Annotated in this window: 16 protein-coding genes; 8 read left to right on the forward strand and 8 right to left on the reverse strand. The window is 62.1% G+C overall.

The window, feature by feature from the left end; genetic code table 11:
* Nucleotides 1-39 precede the first annotated feature (39 nt).
* A complete protein-coding gene (locus tag L8K08_RS03990) occupies nt 40-1,059 on the reverse strand; it encodes an alpha/beta hydrolase (RefSeq protein ID WP_145161506.1) in 1,020 nt (339 codons plus the stop codon).
* Between the two features lie 182 nt (nt 1,060-1,241).
* Between L8K08_RS03990 and metR the strand changes: the two genes are divergently transcribed.
* Nucleotides 1,242-2,159 (forward strand): transcriptional regulator MetR, encoded by a 918-nt coding sequence (metR, locus tag L8K08_RS03995; RefSeq protein WP_057012200.1) that lies wholly within the window; start codon nt 1,242-1,244, stop codon nt 2,157-2,159.
* 113 nt (nt 2,160-2,272) lie between these two features.
* Here metR and L8K08_RS04000 read toward each other — a convergent pair whose 3' ends face one another.
* The 6 genes from L8K08_RS04000 to L8K08_RS04025 all read right to left on the reverse strand — a co-directional run bounded on the left by L8K08_RS04000 (nt 2,273) and on the right by L8K08_RS04025 (nt 7,554).
* Nucleotides 2,273-2,779, reverse strand: coding sequence for a GNAT family N-acetyltransferase (locus tag L8K08_RS04000; RefSeq protein ID WP_242194436.1), 507 nt, complete (start codon nt 2,777-2,779; stop codon nt 2,273-2,275).
* Nucleotides 2,776-3,189, reverse strand: coding sequence for an NUDIX domain-containing protein (locus tag L8K08_RS04005; RefSeq protein WP_242194438.1), 414 nt, complete (start codon nt 3,187-3,189; stop codon nt 2,776-2,778). The genes L8K08_RS04000 and L8K08_RS04005 overlap by 4 nt, the downstream gene beginning before the upstream one ends.
* A gap of 47 nt (nt 3,190-3,236) precedes the next feature.
* Nucleotides 3,237-4,583 carry an HD domain-containing phosphohydrolase gene (locus L8K08_RS04010; RefSeq protein ID WP_242194439.1) on the reverse strand — a complete coding sequence of 449 codons (1,347 nt, stop codon included), beginning with the start codon at nt 4,581-4,583 and terminating at the stop codon, nt 3,237-3,239.
* Between the two features lie 168 nt (nt 4,584-4,751).
* Nucleotides 4,752-5,024: a type B 50S ribosomal protein L31 gene (locus L8K08_RS04015; protein WP_242194441.1), complete on the reverse strand. Its 273-nt coding sequence runs from the start codon at nt 5,022-5,024 to the stop codon at nt 4,752-4,754.
* A gap of 100 nt (nt 5,025-5,124) precedes the next feature.
* On the reverse strand, nt 5,125-6,450 hold the full coding sequence (locus L8K08_RS04020) for an APC family permease (protein ID WP_145161495.1): 1,326 nt from the start codon (nt 6,448-6,450) through the stop codon (nt 5,125-5,127).
* A 282-nt stretch (nt 6,451-6,732) separates the two neighbouring features.
* Nucleotides 6,733-7,554 carry a carbon-nitrogen hydrolase family protein gene (locus L8K08_RS04025; RefSeq protein ID WP_242194444.1) on the reverse strand — a complete coding sequence of 274 codons (822 nt, stop codon included), beginning with the start codon at nt 7,552-7,554 and terminating at the stop codon, nt 6,733-6,735.
* Nucleotides 7,555-7,647: 93 nt separating this feature from the next.
* Between L8K08_RS04025 and L8K08_RS04030 the strand changes: the two genes are divergently transcribed.
* The 5 genes from L8K08_RS04030 to L8K08_RS04050 all read left to right on the forward strand — a co-directional run bounded on the left by L8K08_RS04030 (nt 7,648) and on the right by L8K08_RS04050 (nt 11,967).
* Nucleotides 7,648-8,412 (forward strand): LuxR C-terminal-related transcriptional regulator, encoded by a 765-nt coding sequence (locus L8K08_RS04030; RefSeq protein WP_242194448.1) that lies wholly within the window; start codon nt 7,648-7,650, stop codon nt 8,410-8,412.
* Nucleotides 8,413-8,439: 27 nt separating this feature from the next.
* Nucleotides 8,440-10,059 (forward strand): FMN-binding glutamate synthase family protein, encoded by a 1,620-nt coding sequence (locus L8K08_RS04035; RefSeq protein WP_242194450.1) that lies wholly within the window; start codon nt 8,440-8,442, stop codon nt 10,057-10,059.
* 11 nt (nt 10,060-10,070) lie between these two features.
* Nucleotides 10,071-10,355 (forward strand): putative quinol monooxygenase, encoded by a 285-nt coding sequence (locus L8K08_RS04040; protein WP_145161484.1) that lies wholly within the window; start codon nt 10,071-10,073, stop codon nt 10,353-10,355.
* 58 nt (nt 10,356-10,413) lie between these two features.
* The gene (locus tag L8K08_RS04045) at nt 10,414-10,710 is read left to right on the forward strand and encodes a cupin domain-containing protein (RefSeq protein ID WP_242194452.1); all 297 of its coding nucleotides are present in this window, start codon (nt 10,414-10,416) and stop codon (nt 10,708-10,710) included.
* A gap of 132 nt (nt 10,711-10,842) precedes the next feature.
* Nucleotides 10,843-11,967, forward strand: coding sequence for an OpgC domain-containing protein (locus tag L8K08_RS04050; protein WP_242194453.1), 1,125 nt, complete (start codon nt 10,843-10,845; stop codon nt 11,965-11,967).
* Nucleotides 11,968-12,014: 47 nt separating this feature from the next.
* Here the strand turns inward: L8K08_RS04050 and L8K08_RS04055 are convergent, their stop codons facing one another.
* Nucleotides 12,015-13,427, reverse strand: a complete 1,413-nt coding sequence (locus L8K08_RS04055; RefSeq protein WP_145161475.1) for an amino acid permease — start codon at nt 13,425-13,427, stop codon at nt 12,015-12,017.
* A gap of 454 nt (nt 13,428-13,881) precedes the next feature.
* Between L8K08_RS04055 and L8K08_RS04060 the strand changes: the two genes are divergently transcribed.
* Nucleotides 13,882-19,215 carry a hypothetical protein gene (locus tag L8K08_RS04060; RefSeq protein ID WP_242194455.1) on the forward strand — a complete coding sequence of 1,778 codons (5,334 nt, stop codon included), beginning with the start codon at nt 13,882-13,884 and terminating at the stop codon, nt 19,213-19,215.
* Nucleotides 19,216-19,304: 89 nt separating this feature from the next.
* The gene (locus L8K08_RS04065) at nt 19,305-22,394 is read left to right on the forward strand and encodes a transglycosylase domain-containing protein (RefSeq protein ID WP_242194458.1); all 3,090 of its coding nucleotides are present in this window, start codon (nt 19,305-19,307) and stop codon (nt 22,392-22,394) included.
* The last annotated feature ends 57 nt before the right edge of the window (nt 22,395-22,451 follow it).

Genomic DNA, 22,451 nt, shown 5'->3' on the forward strand with positions numbered 1-22,451 from the left:
GGCATTGATGCGCCGTAAACGTTGCACGATACACCAACTTCACAACACCTTCGAAGGCTGCCCCACATCAATCTGCGCCCAGTGCGCGGCATCTTCGCGATGGGCTTGCAGGTACGGCAACACCGCCGCCAGCAACGGCGCCTTGAACGCCTCTTGAAAACGATGCGCCAGGCCGGGAATCAACTTCAATTGGCTGCCCTGGATATGCGCGGCCAAATGCACACCGTGCATCACCGGCAGCAACGGGTCGGCAGTGCCATGCACCACCAGCGTTGGCACGCGCAATTGATTGAGCAGCGGCACACGACTGGGCTCGGCGAGGATCGCCATGATCTGGCGCTTGACCCCGTCCGGGTTGAAGGCGCGGTCGTAGGACAGCGCGGCCTGATGCAGCAACACCTGGCGATCGTCCTTCACCAACGGGCTGCCCAACGCCGCCAGCAAGTCGGCCTGTTGCTCCAGCGCCACTTCACGGTTGGGCGCGCTGCGCCGCGACAGCAACTGCACCAACGCCGCACTCGGCGCCGGCAGCCCTTCGGCGCCGGAGCTGGTCATGATCAGCGTCAGGCTCTCGACCCGTTGCGGCGCCATGGCCGCCAGGTGCTGGGCGATCATGCCGCCCATGCTCGCACCCAGCACGTGGAATTGGCGGATCTGCAACGCGTCCATCAAGCCCAGGGCATCGTCGGCCATGTCGGTCAGGGTGTAGGGCGCCGCCACCGGCAGGCCGAGTTTGTAGCGCAGCACTTCGAAGGTCAGGTTGGCACTGGCCGGTGCCTGGCGCCACGTGGACAGGCCGACGTCACGGTTGTCGTAGCGAATCACCCGAAACCCTTGTTCGCACAGCGCCACGACGACTTCGTCCGGCCAGTGGATCAACTGCCCGCCCAGGCCCATCACCAGCAGCAATGCAGGGTCGGACGCACGGCCGATGCTCTGGTAGGCAATGCTCACCTGAGCCAGGTCGACCGTTTGCGTCGGGACATTGACGTCACATCGAGAAGCCGCAAAAGACGGCAGGCCGAACAATAGAGCGGCCAGTAAACACAACACGCGCATGAAAAACACCGAAACACAGAACCCCAGTAGAGCGCGAGTCTGATGAAGTTTGTTCAAGCGCGCTGCCACAGTTGCGTGACAGTTTGATGAACGGCGCCCAGCGGTCATGATCGACACGCCTCGCAACATGAGACAAACTCACGCCATTGCTGTTTTTCACAAATCGTCTTCATGGAGAGCCCGTGCTCGAAATCCGTCACCTCAAGACCCTGCACGCCTTGCGCGAAGCCGACAGCCTGGTCGAAGCCGCCGAGCGCCTGCACCTGACGCAGTCGGCGCTGTCCCATCAGTTCAAGGAGCTGGAAGAGCGCCTGGGCATGCAGCTGTTCGTGCGCAAGACCAAGCCACTGCGCTTTACCAGCGCCGGCCTGCGCCTGCTGCAACTGGCCGACGCCACCCTGCCCTTGCTGCGCGGCGCCGAGCGCGATATTGCGCGGCTCGCCGGCGGCACCGCCGGGCGTTTGCACATGGCCATCGAGTGCCACAGCTGCTTCCAATGGCTGATGCCGACTATCGACCAGTTCCGCGATGCCTGGCCGGAAGTCGAGCTGGACCTGGCGTCCGGTTTCGCCTTCGCGCCACTGCCGGCGCTGGCGCGGGGCGACCTGGACCTGGTGGTGACTTCCGACCCGCTGGAATTGCCGGGCATCACCTACGTGCCGCTGTTCACTTACGAAGCCATGCTGGCCGTGGCCAACCAGCACGCACTGGCGAACAAATCGTACATCGTGCCCGAAGATTTGCTCACCGAGACCCTGATCACCTACCCGGTGGAACGTGATCGGCTGGACATTTTCACGCGCTTTTTAGAGCCGGCCGACGTGGAACCGGCCCAGGTGCGCACCTCGGAACTCACCGTCATGATGATGCAGCTGGTGGCCAGCGGCCGTGGTGTGTGCGGCATGCCGCATTGGGCGCTGCATGAGTACAGCTCGCGCGGTTACGTGAAGGCCAAGCGGTTGGGCGAGAAAGGGCTGTTCGCGACGTTGTATGCGGGGATTCGTGCAGACATGCTGGACGCGCCGTACATGCGCGACTTTTTGCTGACGGCCAAGGACACGTCGTTTTCCACCCTCGATGGCGTCAGCGCAGTGCGCTAGCCGACACAGGTTAAAAATGTGGGAGCTGGCTTGCCCGCGAAAGCGGTGTGTCAGTCAACTTATCTTTAACGGGTCCGCCGCCTTCGCGGGCAAGCCCGCTCCCACATTGGCCATCATCCGTCGTTCAGCTCACGCCACATGTGGATCTTGTCGAAATAATCCTCGCCCACCCGCACCGCCAGTGGCTCCAGGCCGTACTGGATGAAGCCGCAGCGCTGGTACAACGCGAACGCGGCGTCGTTGCCGGCGGTGACGGTCAGCTGAATCAACTTGAGGCGTGAGTGGCGGCGCGCCTCGCTGAGCGCCGCTTCTACCAGCTGGCGGCCCACGCCCTTCTGCTGATAAGCCTGGTTCACGTACATGCCGAACAAGGTCACCTTGTGCCGCGCTTTTTCACGGGGCTCGAACGCCAGGCCGACAATGCCGACCAATGCGCCCCCCTCAAAAGCCCCGAGCAGCCGATCCAGCGGGCTGTCGAGGCGCTTTTCCCACCAGCTCAAGGGCATCAGCGCGCGCTCCGCCACGCTGGAGGTGAACGCCTGCGGATAAGCGCCATACGCCTCAAGCATCAACGCCCGATAAGCCTCGGCGTCGTTGGCGCCAAGCGCGCGTACCATCATGCGTCGCAGGTCAGCGATGCGCGGTAAAACGGCAGGATCACGTCGCGCGTCAACGGCGCCAGTTGCAAACCGCCGTCACCGGCTGGGTCGATCCAGCGCACTTCTTCGATTTCGGCCGCGGGCGTCACCGCTACATCGATGTGCACCTGGAACAGCTCGGCGTTCACGGTGAACCCAGGCTCATTGGCGGCAGGGGCCGAGAAGTGACCAAGGTAGACGGCTTGGCTTGGCTCGATGCGCAGGTTGAGTTCCTCAAACAGCTCACGGGCCAGGGCTTGGGCCGGTTGTTCGCCGGCGTCAATCTTGCCGCCCGGTTGCATAAACGCCTGGGTGCCGCGCTTGCGCACCAGCAGGGTTTGGCCGTCGCTGCCAATCAACAGCGCTGCGGCGATGCGGATAGTGGATGTCATGTAAAAACTGCCTTGAATGCAAAGGCGCAAGGATCACAGAAAGTGCGTTATTCGCAAAGCAATCCTTCATGCCCTGTTTTGATAAACACGCTGTACCTGGCGCCTTCCATCGTCTCAAAGGCAATCAACTTGTCCACCAGCGGCAGGTTCAGCACCTTGCCGGCGTTGAGCAACAGCATGCCGTTATCGGCGTTGAGGTTGCGCGCCAGCACCATGCCCTCTTTCAGCTCGCGGGTGCCCAGCACCCTGACGCTGGGGTCGCCCAGGGTCACGTCATTGAGGTACGTGGCGCAGACTGAAACAAAATCTTCGACCATGTCAGGGTCGTAAAGGCGACCGGCGTATTTGCGGATGTAGAGCAGCGCTTCGTCGCTGTTCATCTGGCGTTCGAGGATCAGGCCTTTTTGCAGCTCGATAAAGTCCACCGCCAGTTTCAACAGGCGCGAACCTGCGGGAATCGCGTCACCCTTGAGGTGATCGGGAAAACCGCTGCCGTCCCAGCGTTCCTGATGATGGCGGATAAGCCGCGCTGCGTCTTTCATCGGTTCCAGGGTCATCAGCAACGATTCGCTCTGGGTGGCGTAAGCGCGATAACGCTCACGGTCGCTGCTGTGCAACAGGTCTGAAGGCGAGGCCATCATGCTGTCGCTCCAGCTCAACTTGCCAATGTTGTAGAGCGCGGCAGCCATGGTCAGGTCGCGGTTACTGGCCTCATCTACGCCATGGGCCACACACCAGGTGCGCACCAATTCGATGATTTGCCGGTTGGTTTGCTTGGCCCGCGGTAAGCGCAGGTTGGCCAACAACGAGAACACCTCGGTGCCCGTGGCGTAGCTGTGTTTGAGCTCTTCGTAGGCCAGGTCGAGCATATCGGCGGTTTGCTGCAATTCACTGGTGCGAGAGGCAACACGTTTTTCCAGGGTGGCGTTGAGCTGCTTGAGTTCATCGTTCTGCGCCTGGATCAGCAGCTCCAGGCGCCCACGTTCGCGCTCCGAATGCTGATGGGCCAAGGATTGACGCAGGGCCAGCAGCAGCTCTTCATCGTTCCAGGGTTTGCTCAGGTAACGATAGATCTGGCCTTCGTTAATGGCTTTGACGATCAGCGTCAGGTCGGTCTCGCCGGTCAGCAGGATGCGCACCGTGTGCGGGTGGTGTTGGTGGATATGCGCCAGCAACGAGGCACCATCCATGTCCGGCAGACGCGCGGCGCTCATCACCAGGTCAATGGGTTGAGTGGCGAGAATGCCCAGGGCATCAGCGGCGCAGGTGGCGCTGTGCAGTTCGAAGGGCTCCAGGCTGAGCAATCGCTTGAGGCTGTGCAAAACATCCGGGTGGGCGTCGATCAACAGCAGCACTGGACGGTTGGCATCGATAAAGGTCACTGACTCTCCCATGGGACACCTCGGATCGTCGATCTGCGTTCCTTACGGTCTGGGACAATGCCTCCTGGCGATTACCAGGTAGTTTAGTTGGTTTTTACAAAGTGATGGCCTTGCGATATCAACGCATAAAAAAAGCCGCTCCCAATGCTGGAGCGGCCTTTGAGGTGAAACGTGAATCCCTCACGCCTCGGCGTTTTTCGGGGTGCTGCCAAACGAAGCAAAGCGCTTGTTGAACCCGGCAATCCGGCCTTCGGCCTGAGTCTTGCGCTGCTGGCCGGTGTAGATCGGGTGCGAGGCGCTGGAGACGTCCAGCGGGATGTAAGGGTACGTGTTGCCATCGCTGTGTGTGTGGGTGCGCTCACTGTCGGCCGTGGAGCCGATCAGGAAGAACACGTCGGCGGCGGTGTCGTGGAACAGCACGGTGCGGTAGTCGGGATGGATACCAGTTTTCATAGTGCCTCCGGGGCGTTTGAGTGCAATTAATGTGTTACACAGTAACACATTAATTGCACTCAAACGAGAACCGATTGCAATAAGAATAGACCTGTCGCTTCTATGCAGCTTCCTGGAAGTCCATTTCCGGCGGCTGTTGCGAGAAGCCGCGCGTCAGGAAACCCAGGTAAACCAAGCCGATCGCCAACCACACCACGCCCAGGTAAATCGCCAGATGATCGAGGCTGACCATCAGCCACAAGTCCGCCGCGAGGCCGATGGCCGGGAACAGCAGGAACAGCATCAACTCACGCACGCCACGCGCTTTCGCGCCGATCCAGTAGTGAAAGATCACCGACAGGTTCACCAGGCTGAACGCCAGGAACGCCCCAAAGTTGATGAACGAAGTGGAGGTGGTCACGTCCAGCTTCAATGCCAGTAACGCCACAACCCCACACAACAGGATGCTGTTGACCGGTGTGCCGAAGCGCGCATGCAAGGTGCCAAAAAACGACTTGGGCAACACGCCGTCGCGCCCCATCGCGAACAACAACCGCGAACCGCTGGCCTGGGCCGACAGCCCCGAGGCGAACTGGCCGACGATCAAGCCGATCAGGAAGATCGACACAAACAGGTCACCGCCGACATTGCGCGCGATTTCGTAAGCCGCCGAATCCACATCGGCAAACTCGAACGACGGATGCGCGATCTGCACGAAATACGACACGCCAACAAAGATCAATCCGCCGATCAAGGTGATCAGCATGATCGCACGCGGAATGGTACGGCGTGGGTCGCGGGTTTCCTCGGTCAGCGTGCTGACCGCGTCAAAGCCCAGGAACGAATAGCAGGCAATCGCCGCCCCGCTCATGATCAGCGGCATGTGCATCTGGCCGTTGAAGAACGGCGCGACAGTCCACAGCGGCTTGCTCGCATCGCCCCCGATGTAATGGATGCACAGCGCGACAAACGCGATCAGCACCAGAAACTGCACCAACATCAGCAGCGCATTGATGCCATTGGCCAGTTTCAGACCGATGATATTGATCGCCGTGGTGACGCCGATAAACGCCAGCACCCAGATCCATTGCGGCACCGCAGGGAATGCCGAATGCAGGTACGCCGCCCCGATCAACCAGATGGCCATGGGCAAGAACAGGTAGTCGAGCAACACCGCCCAACCGGCGATAAAGCCCAGTTTCGGGCTGATGGCCTTGCGCACATAGCTGTAGGCGGAACCGGCCACCGGAAAGGCTGATGCCATGCGCCCGTAACTCATGGCGGTAAAGAACATCGCCACCAGGGCGGCCAGGTAAGCGGCCGGTACCATGCCGCCGGTGGATTGCGCGAGGATGCCGAAGGTGCCGAGCACAATGATCGGCGTCATATAGGCGATGCCAAACAGCACCACCGACCCTAACGACAGGGTGCGTTGCAAACGAGCCATGAGCGATTCTCCGCTGATTTATTAGATTTATGGCAGAACTGAAGTCGGTAAAGCAGATGTCATTTTTCTTATGATCAAGCGTGTTTACTGTGGCGAGCGGGCTTGATGTGGCGAGCGGGCTTGCCCCGCGTTGGGCTGCGCAGCGGCCCCATTACATTCACTGCATTTCTCCAGGCAAACCGCGGTTGCAGGTTTTAGGGCCGCTTCGCGCCCCAACGCGGGGCAAGCCCGCTCGCCACATCAAGCCCGCTCGCCACAACAGCGTGCTCGCGATAGGAATTCTCAGGGTTTAGGGATCAGCAGCTCACGCGTCCCGTCCGTGCGCTCGATCACCTCACCCGGCAATTTCAAACGCTGGTCGTCGAGGTAGCGGTAGTCCTTGCGAGCCGCCACCAGTTGGTCAAGATCCAGCTCGACGGTAAATTGCCCTTCCTCGCGCCCGGCTTCGAACAGCAGCGTGCCAATCGGGTCGACCAGGGCACTGCCGCCGGCGAACAACAGGCCGCCATCGCCCTCTTCCACACGATTGACCATCAGCGCAAACGCCTGGTTTTCCTGGGCACGCGCCATGATCGCGGTGCGGTGCGTGGGGCCGTAAGGGTCCATGTTGCCGTTGGTGACAATCAGCAGTTCGGCGCCCAGTTGCGCGTTGGCGCGGGCGGTTTCCGGGAACTCGATGTCGTAGCAGATCAACAGGCCGACGCGCACGCCGTTCCACAGGCAAGTGGCATAGCGGTCACCCGGCGTGAACACGCCGCGATCCGAGGCCCACAGGTGGGTCTTGCGATACCGCAGGGCAATGCCCTCGGGGGTGATCAGCAACGTGGTGTTATAGAATTGGCCGGCGTCGCTCTCGGCCATGCCGATCACCACGGCGATATTGCGTGCGCGGGCCGCCTCGATAACGGCCTGCACGGTCGGGCCATCCACCGGCTCGGCGATGTCGGCGACGGTCTCGGCTGACGGGAAGCCCATCAGGTGGGTTTCCGGAAATACGATCAGTTGCGTGTCGGCGGCGCAGGCAGCAATTGCCGCCAAGGCGCGCTCAAGGTTGTAAGCTGTGCCGTTATCACGACCTGCCAACTGGGCAAATTCGACCTTCATGGGAAGTCCTGTTGTTTTATCTGTGGCGCAGTATGCGCAGCCGCAACCGTCGGGGAAATCACGCCGCCGGGGTAACCCTATGGGGGTAGACGAATGACAGTCTCGCTGCAAGACATCGCCTGGCACCGTTCGGTGGGGCAAATGATAGACGCCCTCGACCAGGCCAACTTCTGGACCCAGCTCGTGCGCTTGCTGGACAACTACGTGCCGTTCGACAGCTGGGTGGTATTGCTGTTCAGCAACGCGCACCGCCCGCTGGTATTCGCCGAATGCCCGGGCGCCGACGGCACGCCGGACCAGTTGTTCCAGGACTACCTCAACGGCCTGTACCTGCTCGACCCCTTCTACATCGCCAGCCGCGAACACTCACGCACCGGGCTGTTTCGCCTGGCCGAAGTCGCGCCGGAGCACTTTGAACTCACCGAGTACTACCAGCGCTACTTCCGCCTGAACGTGGTGGCCGATGAAATCCAATTTAATTGCCACCTGCCGGATGGGCGTACCCTGTGCCTGTCCCTGGGCTCCAAACAGCGGTTTGACCCGCAGCAGATCGCCCTGCTGTCGCTGATCCAGCCCTGGGTCTTGAGTTTGCTGCGCCAGCGCCTGCCCTATGAACTCAATCAGGTCAGCGCCCCGCAGCCGCCGGTGCAAACGGATGACTGGGGCGCGCAACTCACCGCCCGCGAGCTGGATGTGGGCCGCTTGATGCTCAGCGGTTGCTCCAGCAAGGAAATCGCTCGTAAGCTGGAAATCTCCGTTGAAACCGTGAAAGTCCATAAGAAACACATGTACAGCAAGCTAGGGATCAAATCCCAGTCGGAGCTGTTCTCGATCTTTCTACAGGCGCAAAACGCCTAGCCGATGAGTGAACCCAAGGAAAACCGTATGAGCCTGTCGTTACTAAGCCGTTACGCCTTCTTTGCCGTGTGCGTCATTTTCACCCTCGCCAGCCTCCCTTTTATCGAACATGAATGGCTGTGGCCGATCACCGTGGTCACCGGCGTGCTCAGCCTGATCGGTCTGCTCGACCTGCTGCAAAGCCCCCACGCGGTGCGCCGCAACTACCCGATCCTGGGCAATATCCGTTACCTGGTGGAGGCCATCCGCCCGGAAATCCGCCAGTACCTGCTTGAATCCGACAGCGATGCGCTGCCCTTCTCACGCGCGCAACGCTCACTGGTTTATTCGCGCGCCAAGAACGAAACCGCCGACAAACCCTTCGGCACCCTGATCGACGTGTATCAATCCGGCTTCGAATTCATCAGCCACTCCATGCGCCCAGCGCCGTTGAGTGACCCGAGCGCATTTCGCGTGATGGTCGGCGGCCCGCAGTGCAAGCAGCCGTACTCGGCGTCGGTGTTCAATATCTCGGCCATGAGCTTCGGCTCGTTGAGCGCCAACGCCATTCGCGCGTTGAACCAGGGCGCCAAGCTCGGCAACTTTGCCCATGACACCGGCGAAGGCAGCATCAGCCCGTACCACCGCGAAAACGGCGGCGACCTGACCTGGGAACTGGGCAGCGGCTATTTCGGCTGCCGCACCAGCGACGGCCGCTTCGACCCGGAACGCTTCGCCGCGCAGGCGCAGAATCCGCAAGTGCGCATGATCGAAATCAAGATGAGCCAGGGCGCAAAACCCGGCCATGGCGGGATCCTGCCCAAGCACAAGGTCACCCAGGAAATTGCCGAGACGCGCGGCATCATGATGGGCGAAGACTGCATCTCGCCGTCGCGCCACAGCGCGTTTTCCACGCCGATTGAAATGATGCAGTTCATCGCCCAACTGCGCGAACTGTCCGGCGGCAAACCGGTGGGCTTCAAGTTTTGCCTGGGCCACCCGTGGGAGTTCATGGGCATTGCCAAGGCCATGCTCGAAACCGGCATCCTCCCGGACTTTATCGTGGTCGACGGCAAGGAAGGCGGCACCGGCGCCGCGCCGGTGGAGTTCACCGACCACATCGGCGTGCCGTTGCGTGAAGGTCTGCTGTTTGTGCACAACACGCTGGTGGGCCTGAACCTGCGTGACAAGATCAAGCTCGGCGCCAGCGGCAAGATCGTCAGCGCATTCGATATCGCCAGCGTCCTGGCCATTGGCGCCGACTGGGCCAACGCCGCGCGCGGCTTCATGTTTGCCATCGGCTGCATCCAGTCGCAGAGCTGCCACACCAACAAGTGCCCGACCGGCGTCGCCACCCAGGACCCGCTGCGCCAACGTGCGCTGGTGGTCCCGGACAAAGCCCAGCGCGTGTTCAACTTCCACCGCAACACCCTCAAGGCCCTGGCAGAAATGCTCGCCGCAGCCGGTCTGGATCATCCCTCGCAGCTGTCGGCCAAGCACTTGGTGCGACGCATGTCGGCGACTGAAATCAAACTGTTCTCGCAACTGCATGTGTTCCTCAAGCCCGGTGAATTGCTCACCGGTGAAGTAAATGGCCAGTTCTATTCGCGCATGTGGCAGATGGCACGCGCGGACAGTTTTGAGTCGAATGACGTCGAAGCTGCGTGAGGAGACCGGCCATGCTCAAAGTTATCGCTGAAGATTTCATCAAGCCCGAACACGTGGAAACCGTGCGCCCGTGGTATGCCGAACTGGTGGAAAAAACCCGCCTGGAACCGCTGTGTATTGCCTACGAGCTGTTTGTCGATCAGAAAGACCCCGGGCACTTCGTGTTCATCGAGCTATGGCCCGATCAGGCCGCGCTGGATGCTCACTGCCAGACCGAACACTTCACCCGACTGGTGCCGCAGATCAATGCACATCAGGCCAAGCCCTGTCGGTTCGTGTTGATGGATGCGTTCTAAATTCCTTATTGCTGCTGAACCGGACCACCGACGGCATCGTTGAAACCAGGAGATTCACATGCCGTTACTCGACTTCGCCGCCCTCGCCGGGCAACTGCCCGACAGCTGGAAATCCACGCGCCTGGGCCAGGTAGGCCCGGCGCGGATCAAGGTGTTGCGCATGGATGAGCAGGCCTACGAGGAAGAAACCCACGCTTACAACGAAGGCCTGCTGGTGATCAGCGGCCAGTTGCGCCTGAGCATCGGCGACGAGGAAATCCGCGTGCAAGCCGGCCAGATGTACCTCGTCGAAGCCGGTATCGCCCACGCCGTCCTTGCCGGTAGCCAAGGCACATTGGTGATCATTGATGTCTAGAGACATTCAGTAATACCCAGCCTTTGCAATTGCTTACAAATACCGCCAACCTGCGCCCGCCCGACGTGCGGCGTGCGACAACGCCGCCGTGCACCTGTCATTACTAAACTATTTGTTCAAGAGCCCGCTGCCATGCTGAACGGACGCGACCCGCGCATCGATTTTTTTCGGGGCCTGGCGTTGATCTTCATTTTCTGGGATCACGTCCCCCACAACCCCCTCGGCCAGATCACCCTGCGCAATATCGGGTTCAGCGACGCGGCTGAAGTCTTCGTGTTCCTTGCCGGCTACGCCTCGGTGCTGGCCTACGGCAAGGTCCTGCAGCGCGAAGGCTACTGGATGGCCTGCTTGAAGATCCTGCGGCGCACCTGGGTGTTGTACGTGGTGCACATCTTCCTGCTGGCAATGCTGATGGGCATCGTGTTTTTCGCCAACAGCCATGTGGAAACCCGCGACCTGGTCGAAGAGATGGGCCTGACGCATTTCGTCACCCACCCGCAGCAAGCGCTGGTGGATGAATTGCTGTTGCGCTTCAAGCCGAACCTGATGGACCCGCTGCCACTGTATATCGTGCTGCTGGCGGGCTTGCCGCTGGTACTGCCGCTGCTGCTGCGCAAGACCTGGGCGGTGGTCGCGGTGTCGATGGCGGTGTACCTGCTGGCGCCGCACCTGGGCTGGAACCTGGCCGCCATCGCTGACGGCGTGTGGTATTTCAACCCGGTCACCTGGCAGTTTCTGTTTATCCTGGGTGGCGCAGCGGCCATTCACGGGCAACAACCCCGCGCGCAGGATAATCGGCCACTGCTGCGCCAGCCGTTGTTCGTCACGGCGGCGGTCTACGCACTGGCGGCGGGTGTGCTCACCCTCGCCTGGCGTTGGCCTGAGGTGCACGACGCGTTGATGCCAGCGGCCTTGAGCGAACTGCTCTACCCTATCAGCAAGACCGACCTGTCACCGGTGCGACTGCTGCACTTCCTGGCGCTGGCCTACGTCACCGCCAAACTGTTGCCCGGGCGTGCCTGGACACAAAATTGGCTGGCCCAACAGACCTGCCGGATGGGGCGTTATTCGTTGGAAGTATTCTGCCTGGGCGTCTTACTGGCGCCGTTGGCGGATATGCTCAACGCCCTGGCTGGCGATGCCTTCACCATGCAAATCGTCACCGCACTGGTTGGCGCCGCCCTGATGGCCGCGCTGGGGGCCTGGCTGGAATTCAACCACCGCCTGAGCCAATCGCCGCGCGTGGCCACCGCCTGAAAAACAAAAAGCCCCGATCCCGGGGCTTTTTGTTGTGCGCCTGAACGTCAGGCTTGAGCACGCGCCGCAGCATTGATGGGCTGCAACTTGAACACGTAGAACAGCACGGTCAGCAGCACCAGGAACACCGGGCCGACATACAGCGCCACACGCGTGTCCGGGAAGTACGCCATCAGCCCAACCACCAGCACCAGGAACGCCAGCGCCAGGTACGAACTGACCGGGTACAGCCACATGCGGTACTTGAGGCCGGCTGCCTCGGCCGGGCTCAGGCTTTTGCGGAATTTAAGCTGAGCCAGCAGGATCATCAGCCAGGTCCAGATCGCGCCGAAGGTGGCGATGGACGTCACCCAGACGAAGACTTTCTCGGGGACCATGTAGTTGAGCAATACGCCCAACAGCAGCACGAAAATCGACAGCAGCAGCGCCTTGCGCGGTACGCCGTTGCTTGAGGTGGTGCCGAATGCGGCCGGGGCCTGACCGTTCTGCGCCAGGCTGTAGAGCATACGGCCGGTGCTGAAGATGCCGCCGTTGCAGGAGGACAACGCAGCCGTGATCACCACAAAGTTGATGATGCCGGCGGCGGTCTTGATGCCCAGTCGCTCGAAGGTCATCACGAACGGGCTGCCCTGGGTGCCGATTTCATTCCATGGGTAAATCGACAGAATCACGAACAACGCCCCCACGTAGAACAGCAGGATGCGCCAGAACACCGAGCCGATGGCGCTCGGGATAGTCTTCTGCGGGTTCTTCGCTTCACCGGCAGTAAGGCCGATCATCTCGACGCCCAGGTACGCGAACATCACCATTTGCAGGGACATCAACACACCGGTCACACCATTGGGCATGAAGCCGCCGTGGGCCCACAGGTTGGAAATCCCCAGCGCCACACCGTCGTTGCCGAAGCCGAACGCGATGATGCCGACGCCGCCGATCACCATGGCAATGATCGTGACGATCTTGATCAGCGCGAACCAGAACTCGAACTCACCGAATGCCTTGACCGCAATCAGGTTGATCGTGCCCATGCTGACCAGGGCCGCCAGCGCCCAGATCCAGCGCGGCACATCGGGAAACCAGACGCCCATGTAGACGGCAACGGCGGTGATTTCTGCCACGCAGGTCACCAGCCACAGGAACCAGTAGTTCCAGCCGGTCAGAAAGCCCGCCAGCGGGCCGAGGTAGTCCTGGGCATAACGGCTGAACGAACCGGCGACGGGGTTATGCACCGCCATTTCGCCGAGCGCGCGCATGATCACCAGGATCGCCAGGCCGCCAATGATGTAGGAGAGCATGATCGCCGGGCCGGCCATTTCGATGGCCTTGGCGGAACCCAGGAACAGGCCGACACCGATACAGGCGCCGAGGGCCATCAGGCGAATATGCCGTTCGCCCAGTTCACGTTTCAGCGGGCCGCCCTGAGCGGTCTCGCCATGGGGCAGCTGATTGCCAACTGGCATAGGGGTACAACCTCGTCTTGTTATTGGATATGAACCACCGAGCGTTGCGCACGCCAGGCCGGTAAGCCGGGGGCGAACTTCAACCAGGCCTGTTTCGTGGACAGGCACGTCCGGCAGCGCACAGCCTGCGGGATCGGCGGGGGTGCAGTATAAAAAGCCGACACTAGGGTCTTTCACTCTAAAAATGACTAAATTCAGCGATAAATCTTGGTAAATACGCCTTTTACAAGGAAGCATTACCTGCCTTTACGCATTTATCAGGTCATCGCGAGGGCCGCGAGTATTGCACAGTGATGGTGCAGCGTCATGCCTGGGCCGACGCCCTCTGGCCATCAACGAAGGCTCTGGCCCAAGGCTTCGAGCTCGGCCACAGGCAAATCGGAAACGTCATGATCCCCCCGCCAACGGCACTCCCTCAGGATGATGCAATTGCATCCATGCACAGGGAAAATCAATGGACACGCCTACCGAGCGCCTCGAGCAGGGCCGCACCCGACGCCAGGAGGGTGACCAGCACATGGTCACTATCCTGATCAATCATTTGAATTCCACCAGCGCCGAGCCGCTGCTGATACCGCCCCATTCGTCGCCAGGTTGCTGGCTGCAACTCTGGCGCCAGGCCATTAACCGCCCGCGCTTCATCGCCTGGGCCCGGCAACGGAACATCGACCTCGCCAGCCTGACCCTGGCCAATGGCACCCTGACAGACCGGACGCGACACACCTGGACCCTGTGGGACGACGCGCCAGGGCGCGCCCTGGCCCTTCCCCTGCTGACCATCGCCGACATACTCGACCCCGCAGCCACCGGCCTGCCATACGGGCCGATGACTGTGGGCGAGAACACGCTGCAATTGCCCGCCAGCCAGGTGCTGCGGTTTTACGGTTACCCTCAGCCGCAGACCCGGGGGCAGCGAATGATCGTCATCCAGGCCCTCGATCAACTCAATCCTTTCGCCAGCGCCAGCCCAACGCTGGCAGATGATTTCGAGCGGCTGAACCAAGACCTGCTGCAGCTGGCCGACAGCCTGGAGGCTGCTGCGAGCGAGGCGGGTTTCAACCCGCAAACCGCTCACCGCCGCAGGCTGACCCTCGACTCCGGCTCTTTTGCAGCCAACGCCCAACAAACCGGCGCAGCGCTGTTGGATTACATCACCCGTCATCAGGACTTCCTGGCGCTGGAGCCGGTTCACGGCCTGCAGCCCGGCCATTACACATTCGATCCCGATACCCGCCAGCTCACCGGCCAGCGCGCCAATGGCGCACAGGTAGCACTCGGCATCGAATGGCTTTTGCCGCTGCCATTGGCAGGCCGTCTCGAACAACTGGTCAGTGTGGCGCAACAGCTCGGCACCTCTATTCACCAGAGCGGCCAGTTCAGCGTGGCGCAGTTGCTGCAGTGCCATGACCTGGCAGTGCCCGCCACGCCAGACGCGGCCAGGGCGCTGAGCCTGCGCCTGCGCGCGTCGCAGCCTCTGCACGCGCTGCCTGTTTGCGACTTCGCCGGTGCCGATATTGCGCTGATGCAGCAACGGCACTGGCAGCGCCTGGACCATGACCGCGACCATGCCGCGGCGGCTTTGCGCACGCTGCTCGAGGGCAAAGCCGCTGACGCCGTGATTGCCACGCACGCGCCATTGCTGCAGGCCTCGGCCGGCGACGCCCATTTGCATCCGGCGCTCGCACCTGCGCCGCGCACCGAAGCGCGCAGCCTCGCCCAGCTTCTGCAAGGGCACGGTCTTGCCGTTCCACGTACCGCCGGCGACGCCCTCGGTACGCTGCAAATCCTCGAAATGACCCTGCCGCGCAGCACTCAACACGCTGACTATCGACAGGGCTTGCCCTTAACGCCTGACCAGCGTGAGACCGTGCGAAATGCGGTCAACGCCTGGCTGCCGCGCACGAGCAGCAGGCTGTTGGAATATCTGGCGGGGCCCTTGTTGGCCGAGCTGTCGCGAAGCGCGATTCGCACCCAGGCCGACCGGTTGCTCAAGCTCATGCTCAGGCGCCCTCCTGCCCGGCAACTGGGGCGACGGTTGCTGGAAGCACTGGGCGGGTACGGTCAACACCCGCACGAACACACCAACAGCGCCAGCCTTGAAAACCTGGTGCTGGCCGCGCTGATGATCGAACTCGACCCGCTGCAGGATGAACAGCGTTACGTCGTCGCGGGGTTCGACCTCGCCGAAAGCAGCCAATGGGGCCGCCCCCATGCGTCCCTGCGTGAAGACCTGGAACTGCACCTGATACGCAGCGGCGCCGTCTCGGCTGAGGCCACGCCGCTGGCCGCCCACCTGCTGCTCGCGGGGGCAGCGCCGGAGTTTTTGGTGCGAGAACTGCCGGCCACGTTGCGCTTCATGACCTCCACCCACTGGCTGGTGTTCAGCCAAGGCGTGGCGATGGCGCACAGGGTCGCGCCGGGCTCACCGCAGCACCTGAGCTACAACGATGTCATCGCCCTGGCGTCACGGGAGGACACCTCGCCCGAGCAGCAACAATGGCGCGAATACACCGCAACCCAAGGCCTGCTCGATTGGGCTGTCGCCCAGGGTGAGCTGACGCAACAGGCCGACGGCCGCTACCCGATCAGCGAGATCGACGCGGCGAAAGCCCGACTGCAAGCGCGCCTGGAGGCACTGAAAAGCGCGTTCATGACGTTCGCCAGCGACCTTCCGACGCGCCGGTCGGTGGCGCTCGACGACCTGCGAAAAGTCTTCCCGGGCCACCCCCGCATCAATACGCCCGACCTGCGCTGGGCGTTGGGGTCGCGCTTACAACTGAACCTCGGCCTGGCGTCCAACGGCCCACCCCGTTGGCATAACGTGCCTTACCTCAGCGAGCACTCCCTGGTGGACTTGCACAGCCAGGGCTGGCTGCAGCCTTTTTCGCGCCACTGGGCATCGGTTCACCCACACCTGAACCTGAACCTGATGCGCAGCGCGTTCAGCCGTCTGGGGCATGTGAATACGCTGTTCGAGGCCGCCTTCGACGCCCACATTGATCGCCTTAAACAGGCGTACGCCACCACCCTCCAGGACCTGTTGGCACAATTACCGCTGGCCGAGCGTGCCCGGCTGCCCATCGGCGAGCTGCAACTGCTGGTGCTGAGCAAGGCGGCCACCAAGCCAGAAGCCCTGGAAACCCGCGAGGAAAAAAGTGCCCGCGTCGGGCGCTTCGGCATCCTGCTGCGCTGCACCCTGCCCCACGCGACCCACGATTACGAGTTGTTCCCACTGCTCAACCGCCTGCATAAACGCAGCGGGCCCGCCCTGGTGTTTGACCTGGGCGGCAAGCCCCTGTCGGTCACCACCGGCCGACCAGGCTCGGTTCAACCCGTCAGCCGCTTGCACACCGGCAATCAACTGGCCGTCGACTGGCAAGCCTACGAAACCGGCAGCGCACCGCGGCCGAACGTGTTCTCCACCGTGGTCGTCGAGCAGCTGTGGCAGCAGGGCCCCACACCCGATGAAAGCGGCGCCCCGCGGTTCGGTTCGGCGATCCTGCGCAGCATCACCCAGGCCATTGTCGAGCGGCATTTTTTTCTCGACGTCGAAGCCGCACGACAACAGGCGCATGGCGCGTCCGCCGAAGATGAGTTTGAACGCCACCACGAAGCATTGACGCAGCGCCTCAAAATCCTCGTGCCGTTGTGGTCGTGCGGCCAGGACATCGCTTCGGGCGATCCACACCGCATGACCTATGGCAGCTACCAGTGCCTGCTCGACCTGTTCAGCCTGCTGATGCCCGCCCGCGCCTACTCGTCGGCTGGCCTGGCGGTATTGAAAAGCACTGCCCCGCTGCCAATAAAACTGCTGCAACTGGGCAAAGCGAGTACGCACCTGCTGCATGCAACCCTCAACCCCCTCGACCACATTCCCCGACTTGCCAGAGTGGCCCGCAACGGCCTGGTCAGACTGGGCATGGACGCGTGGCACACCCTGAGGCAAGCCATCGAGCAAACCCAACGCTGGACCGCCAACACGTCGTTGCGCGAGTACGTGCGCTGGCTGTCCAGGGCCGACATCGGCATCGGTGCCGTGCTGGGCGGGAGCGACTTTTCGCGCATTGTCGCGGTGATGCGCGAAAAGCAGTGGTTCGCCTTCGACCCTTTCAGCGCGAGGCCCTATGGGCCACCGCTGGCGAGCTTTCGTCTGGACAGCGCCCTGAGCGTGACACCGGTGCACTGCGTCAACGGTTACCAGGCGCGCGTCACCGAGCGCCTATTTGACACTCCGCCATTGCTGATTCCCCGCGCCACCGCCACGGATTTACTGGTTGACGGCAAGGTCATGCGCCTTGAACACAGTGCCCCGACCCACTTGGACGACCTGGCATCGCCCGCCCATTTTCGCGTAGAGCACCATTTCGACACCCGCTGCACGCCCACCCGAAGAAAACGCAATACGCCCCCCTTCATCTGCTTCACCAAACGGCTGTCTGCGTTTGCCAACTCCATTCATCAACGCCGCGTGCAAGCGCTGGAACATATCCGGATCATTCCCGCGCCCGGCCAGGGCGGTGCAAAACAGCGACTGGCGTATCACCACACCGTTTACGAAGTCAGCCGTGACGACGTCGCCTTTGAGCTGACCCAGGTCGCGGCACCGCCGTTGATCTATCGCCGCCGCACGCTGGGCACGCTTGTCGATGAACCGCAATTCGGGCTGCCCGACGACCAACTGGACAACCTTCTGGGCCATGAAACCCGGGTGGTGGAACTGCAAGGCATCGCCGAAGGCATTGATGACACGCGCATCCTGCGGGCCATGGTGTTCGAACTCTCCCGGCCTGGACCGATCCCCGGCCCACGCTGGGTTGTCGAGGCCGACACCGGTGTGTTCTATGAAGTGATCCAGACCGCCAACCCGCCAGAACTGGTCTTCGATTACCTGGACTTCAGCCAGGGCGGCGAGCACGCGCGGCTGATCCACGCCTTCTGCGATTACAAGCGCGATTACCTGGACATCGCCGAACTCATGCCCACGCAACCACTGGTGGCGCTGCCGACGCTGGAGGTGCTGTACCGGCAACTGGCGGCCCGCGGTTTTTCTGACGGCACCTTGGCGAGGCTGCGCCATACCGCCAGTACCCTGACCCCCCTCAAACAACGGGAATTATTGTTGAACGCGTCCAGCCAGGGACAGCGTCTGGATGTGCATGTCGCCGCCAAACCCTTGCAGCTGGATATATGGCCGCCACGCCCGCTAGTAGCCGGCGGCCCCAGCGCCGCGCAGATCAACGAGTACCTCGCGCAGAAAGCCCACGCCAGCACGCTGGCGTTGGTCGAAAGAACCGGAGTCGGCGCCGCCAACCTCGTTACCGATGCCGTTGACGACCTGGCGCGGTTGCGGATCGCAGCCCCCGTGGTGCTGTGGCAATACTCCCTGGTCGGGCAGCCCGACTACACCGAGATCATCCTCAAGACCGGCGCCGGCAATTGCGACCAGATGGCCCATGTCGCCCATGAACTGATCCGCACCAACGGTGGCGTCTCGCAGATATGGGGCTCGCGTCCGCCTACCCATGCCTTTGTGGTGGTCGGCAAAACGCCGTCAAGCCTGGTCGAGACCCAGGACTTCAAGGAGGACGACTGGCAAGGCCTGTGGATCTGCGACCCCTGGGCCCGGATTGCCTGCCCGGCCAATCAGTACCCGAACGCGTTCAACGAACGGGTGCGTGACTGGTCCGGCCAGCACATGTCGGTTTACTACAAGGGCCAGTGGGAGCGAATCGAAAACTCCAGCTGGCTGGCGGACTGGAACCGCGGCCTGAAACTTTCATGGAGCTAGCAAGCCCGCACACAAAATCTTCACGGCGCATCACCAGCGACTAAGCTTGAACCAAGTCCGATCAATCTGCGTGAATGGATCAATCGACTATGGGCGCTTTATGGCAGACCGATTCGAAACCCGCTGTGGTCCAGACCGACAGTGCGGATCCACCGCCATTGCCACAAAGCCCCCGCTCTCGACGCTTGTGGTGGCGGCTGATCGGGCTGGTGCTGGTGCTCGCGTTGGTGGCCCTGGGGTGGGCCGCCAGCCGGGAAATACGCACCTCGCGCCTGCAGGCTGAACACCTGAGCCCTTTTGCCGCGTCACTGAGCTACCGGGTGGAACCTGGCGCGAGTGATGCGATGGTGTATCCCGGCGAGGGTCCTTTTGACCGGCGCCTGGGCTACAGCGCGCTGAATGAATTTTTGCCACGCCTGCTCAAACGCAATTACGTGATTCAGGCACAGTCGCGGTTTTCCCCGGCGCTGATGAGCTACGCCGAGCACGGCCTGTTCGTGCCCTACGCCGAAAAGGTCCAGGCCGGCCTGACCATCACCGACTGTCGCGCGGCGCCGCTGTACGCTTTCAGTTACCCACAGCAACTCTATGCAAGCTTTGCCGCCATTCCACCGTTGGTGGTGCACAGCCTGTTGTTTATTGAAGACCGCGACCTGCTGGACCCCAAGCGTCCAATGGCCAACCCGGCGGTGGATTGGCCGCGCTTTGCCAAGGCCGCCTGGTCGCAGGTGGCCAAACTGCTGCATCTGCCAGGGCAAACCGCCGGCGGCAGCACCCTGGCCACCCAGCTTGAAAAGTATCGCCATTCGCCCGACGGCCTGACGCTGTCCGGTGGCGAAAAAATCCGCCAGATGATGTCTGCCAGCGTCCGCGCCTACCAACCGGGACCGCAGACCCTGGACAGCCGGCAGAACATCGTGCGCGACTACCTCAACAGCGTGCCGCTGTCGGCGGTGCCGGGCCATGGTGAAGTGCACGGCATGGCCGAAGGTTTACGCGTGTGGTACGGCGCCGACTTCAACCAGAGCAATGCGCTGTTGAGCGGCAACGCGCCCAAGGACCTTCCAGCAAAAGGCTTGGCGCTGCGCGAAGTGCTGTCGCTGATGATCGCCCAGCGCCGCCCTTCGCATTACCTGACCAAGGGCCGCGATGAGCTGGCGCAATTGACCGACAGCCATATCCGCCTGCTGGCACAGAACAACGTGATCGATCCGGCGCTGGCCAAGGCCGCCCTGGCCAGCCATGTCACCTACCGCGACTGGCAGCAACAACCGACGCTCCAGCCGGTGGAAACCAACAAGGCGATCAACGTTGCGCGCAGTCGCCTTGCCAGCCTGCTCAACCGTCCGCTGTATGACCTCGATCGCCTCGACCTGTCGGCCACGAGCACGCTGCAATACGACCTGCAAACCCAGGCCACCGAGTATCTCAAGCACCTGGCCGACCCCGCCTTCGCAGGGCAAATGGGCCTGCTCGGCCCGCGCTTGCTCACCCCGCAAAGCACGCCGCAAGTGCGCTACAGCTTCACCCTGTTCGAACTGACGCCCGATGGCGCACGGGTACGGGTGCAAACCGACAACACCGACCAACCTTTTGATATCAACGAAGGCAGCAAGCTGGAACTGGGCTCCACCGCCAAGCTGCGGGTGCTGACCACCTACCTGCAAATCATCACCGAGCTGCATGATCGCTACCGCGCGCAAACACCCGCCGAGTTGAAAAAAGTCGAGGTCCCCGAACAAGACCCACTGTCACGCTGGGCACTGGACTACCTGATCCAGAACCCCGACCGCGACCTGTCGAAGATGCTCGACGCGGCCCTCAACCGCACCTATTCGGCCAGCCCCGGCGAAGCGTTTTTCACCGGCGGCGGCTTGCATCACTTCCACAATTTTCGCAATGAAGACAATGGCCGCAGCCCGACCCTGCGCGATGCGCTGCGCGAGTCGATCAACCTGCCGTTCATTCGCCTGATGCGCGACCTGGTGCGCTACACCACCTACTCCGGCGAAGACAACAGCGCGCGCTTGCTCAAAGATGACAACGATCCGCGCCGTCAGGAATACCTGGCCAAGTTCGCCGACCACGAAGGCACTGCGTTCCTGCTCAAGTTCTGGAAAAAGTACCGCAACAAAGACACTCAGACACGCCTCGACACTTTCATGGACGGCCTGCACCCCACCGCGATTCGCCTGGCTGCCGTGCACCGCTACCTGCTGCCGCAGGCCAGCCAGGAGAGCTTCAACCGTTTTGTGCGCTCGCATCTGAAGACCCCCAAGCCCCCCGAAAAGCTCACGGACGAGCGCCTCGAAAAGCTCTACCAAAGCTACGGCCCCGGCGCCTACGACCTGCCGGACCAAGGCTACATCGCCAAGGTGCACCCGCTCGACCTGTGGCTGCTGGGCTATCTGCTCAACCACCCCGAAGCGACCTTCAGCGAGATCGTCAAGGCCAGCGAATTCGAACGCCAGGAAGTCTACAGCTGGCTGTTCAAGAGCCGGCACCAGAGCGCGCGCGACAGCCGCATCCGCACCATGCTGGAGATTGAAGCGTTCCTGGAAATCCATCAGCGCTGGCAGGCTGTCGGCTACCCGTTCGACCACCTGGTACCGTCGCTGGCGACCGCCATCGGCAGCTCCGGCGACCGCCCCGCCGCCCTCGCCGAACTGATGGGGATCATCCTCAACGATGGCGTGCGCATTCCGGTGCTGCGCATCGACAGCCTGCATTTTGCCGCCGGCACGCCGTATGAAACGCTCGTGATCAACGACCCCAACCGTGGCAAGCGCGTGATGCCCAGCGAAGTCGCCACGGCGCTGCGCGGTGCGCTGTCGCAGGTGGTGGACGCAGGCACGGCGAAACGCGTGGCCGGCAGTTTCAAACTGGCCGATGGCGCGCCGCTGGCCATGGGCGGCAAGACCGGCACCGGCGACAACCGCATCGAAGCCATGGGCGCGGGTGGGCGCATCCTCAGTTCCAAATCGATCAACCGTACTGCAACGTTCGTGTTCTACATCGGCGAGCATCACTTCGGCACGCTGACCGCCTTCGTCCCCGGGGCCTCGGCCGAGCATTTCACCTTCACCTCGGCATTGCCGGTGCAAGTGCTCAAAGGCATGGCGCCGATCCTGACGCCGTACCTGCAGCCGGGCACGCAGACGCTGTGTGTGGCGCGCTGAATCCAGGGTGTCAGTTATGTATTTTTCACCCTCGAATTGTTGACTGTTACGCGCTTT

It is taken from the genome of Pseudomonas sp. TREG-RG-20F-10-E-6-01 (assembly GCF_022662455.1).
Taxonomy (GTDB): Bacteria; Pseudomonadota; Gammaproteobacteria; order Pseudomonadales; family Pseudomonadaceae; genus Aquipseudomonas.

Bases quoted from the DNA above. Each gene is read 5' to 3' on its own strand.
- L8K08_RS03990 (WP_145161506.1), bottom strand. From the start codon at position 1,059: ATGCGCGTGTTGTGTTTACTGGCCGCTCTATTGTTCGGCCTGCCGTCT.
- L8K08_RS04000 (WP_242194436.1), bottom strand. From the start codon at position 2,779: ATGATGGTACGCGCGCTTGGCGCCAACGACGCCGAGGCTTATCGGGCG.
- L8K08_RS04005 (WP_242194438.1), bottom strand. From the start codon at position 3,189: ATGACATCCACTATCCGCATCGCCGCAGCGCTGTTGATTGGCAGCGAC.
- L8K08_RS04010 (WP_242194439.1), bottom strand. From the start codon at position 4,583: ATGGGAGAGTCAGTGACCTTTATCGATGCCAACCGTCCAGTGCTGCTG.
- L8K08_RS04015 (WP_242194441.1), bottom strand. From the start codon at position 5,024: ATGAAAACTGGTATCCATCCCGACTACCGCACCGTGCTGTTCCACGAC.
- L8K08_RS04020 (WP_145161495.1), bottom strand. From the start codon at position 6,450: ATGGCTCGTTTGCAACGCACCCTGTCGTTAGGGTCGGTGGTGCTGTTT.
- L8K08_RS04025 (WP_242194444.1), bottom strand. From the start codon at position 7,554: ATGAAGGTCGAATTTGCCCAGTTGGCAGGTCGTGATAACGGCACAGCT.
- L8K08_RS04030 (WP_242194448.1), top strand. From the start codon at position 7,648: ATGACAGTCTCGCTGCAAGACATCGCCTGGCACCGTTCGGTGGGGCAA.
- L8K08_RS04035 (WP_242194450.1), top strand. From the start codon at position 8,440: ATGAGCCTGTCGTTACTAAGCCGTTACGCCTTCTTTGCCGTGTGCGTC.
- L8K08_RS04040 (WP_145161484.1), top strand. From the start codon at position 10,071: ATGCTCAAAGTTATCGCTGAAGATTTCATCAAGCCCGAACACGTGGAA.
- L8K08_RS04045 (WP_242194452.1), top strand. From the start codon at position 10,414: ATGCCGTTACTCGACTTCGCCGCCCTCGCCGGGCAACTGCCCGACAGC.
- L8K08_RS04050 (WP_242194453.1), top strand. From the start codon at position 10,843: ATGCTGAACGGACGCGACCCGCGCATCGATTTTTTTCGGGGCCTGGCG.
- L8K08_RS04055 (WP_145161475.1), bottom strand. From the start codon at position 13,427: ATGCCAGTTGGCAATCAGCTGCCCCATGGCGAGACCGCTCAGGGCGGC.
- L8K08_RS04060 (WP_242194455.1), top strand. From the start codon at position 13,882: ATGGACACGCCTACCGAGCGCCTCGAGCAGGGCCGCACCCGACGCCAG.
- L8K08_RS04065 (WP_242194458.1), top strand. From the start codon at position 19,305: ATGGGCGCTTTATGGCAGACCGATTCGAAACCCGCTGTGGTCCAGACC.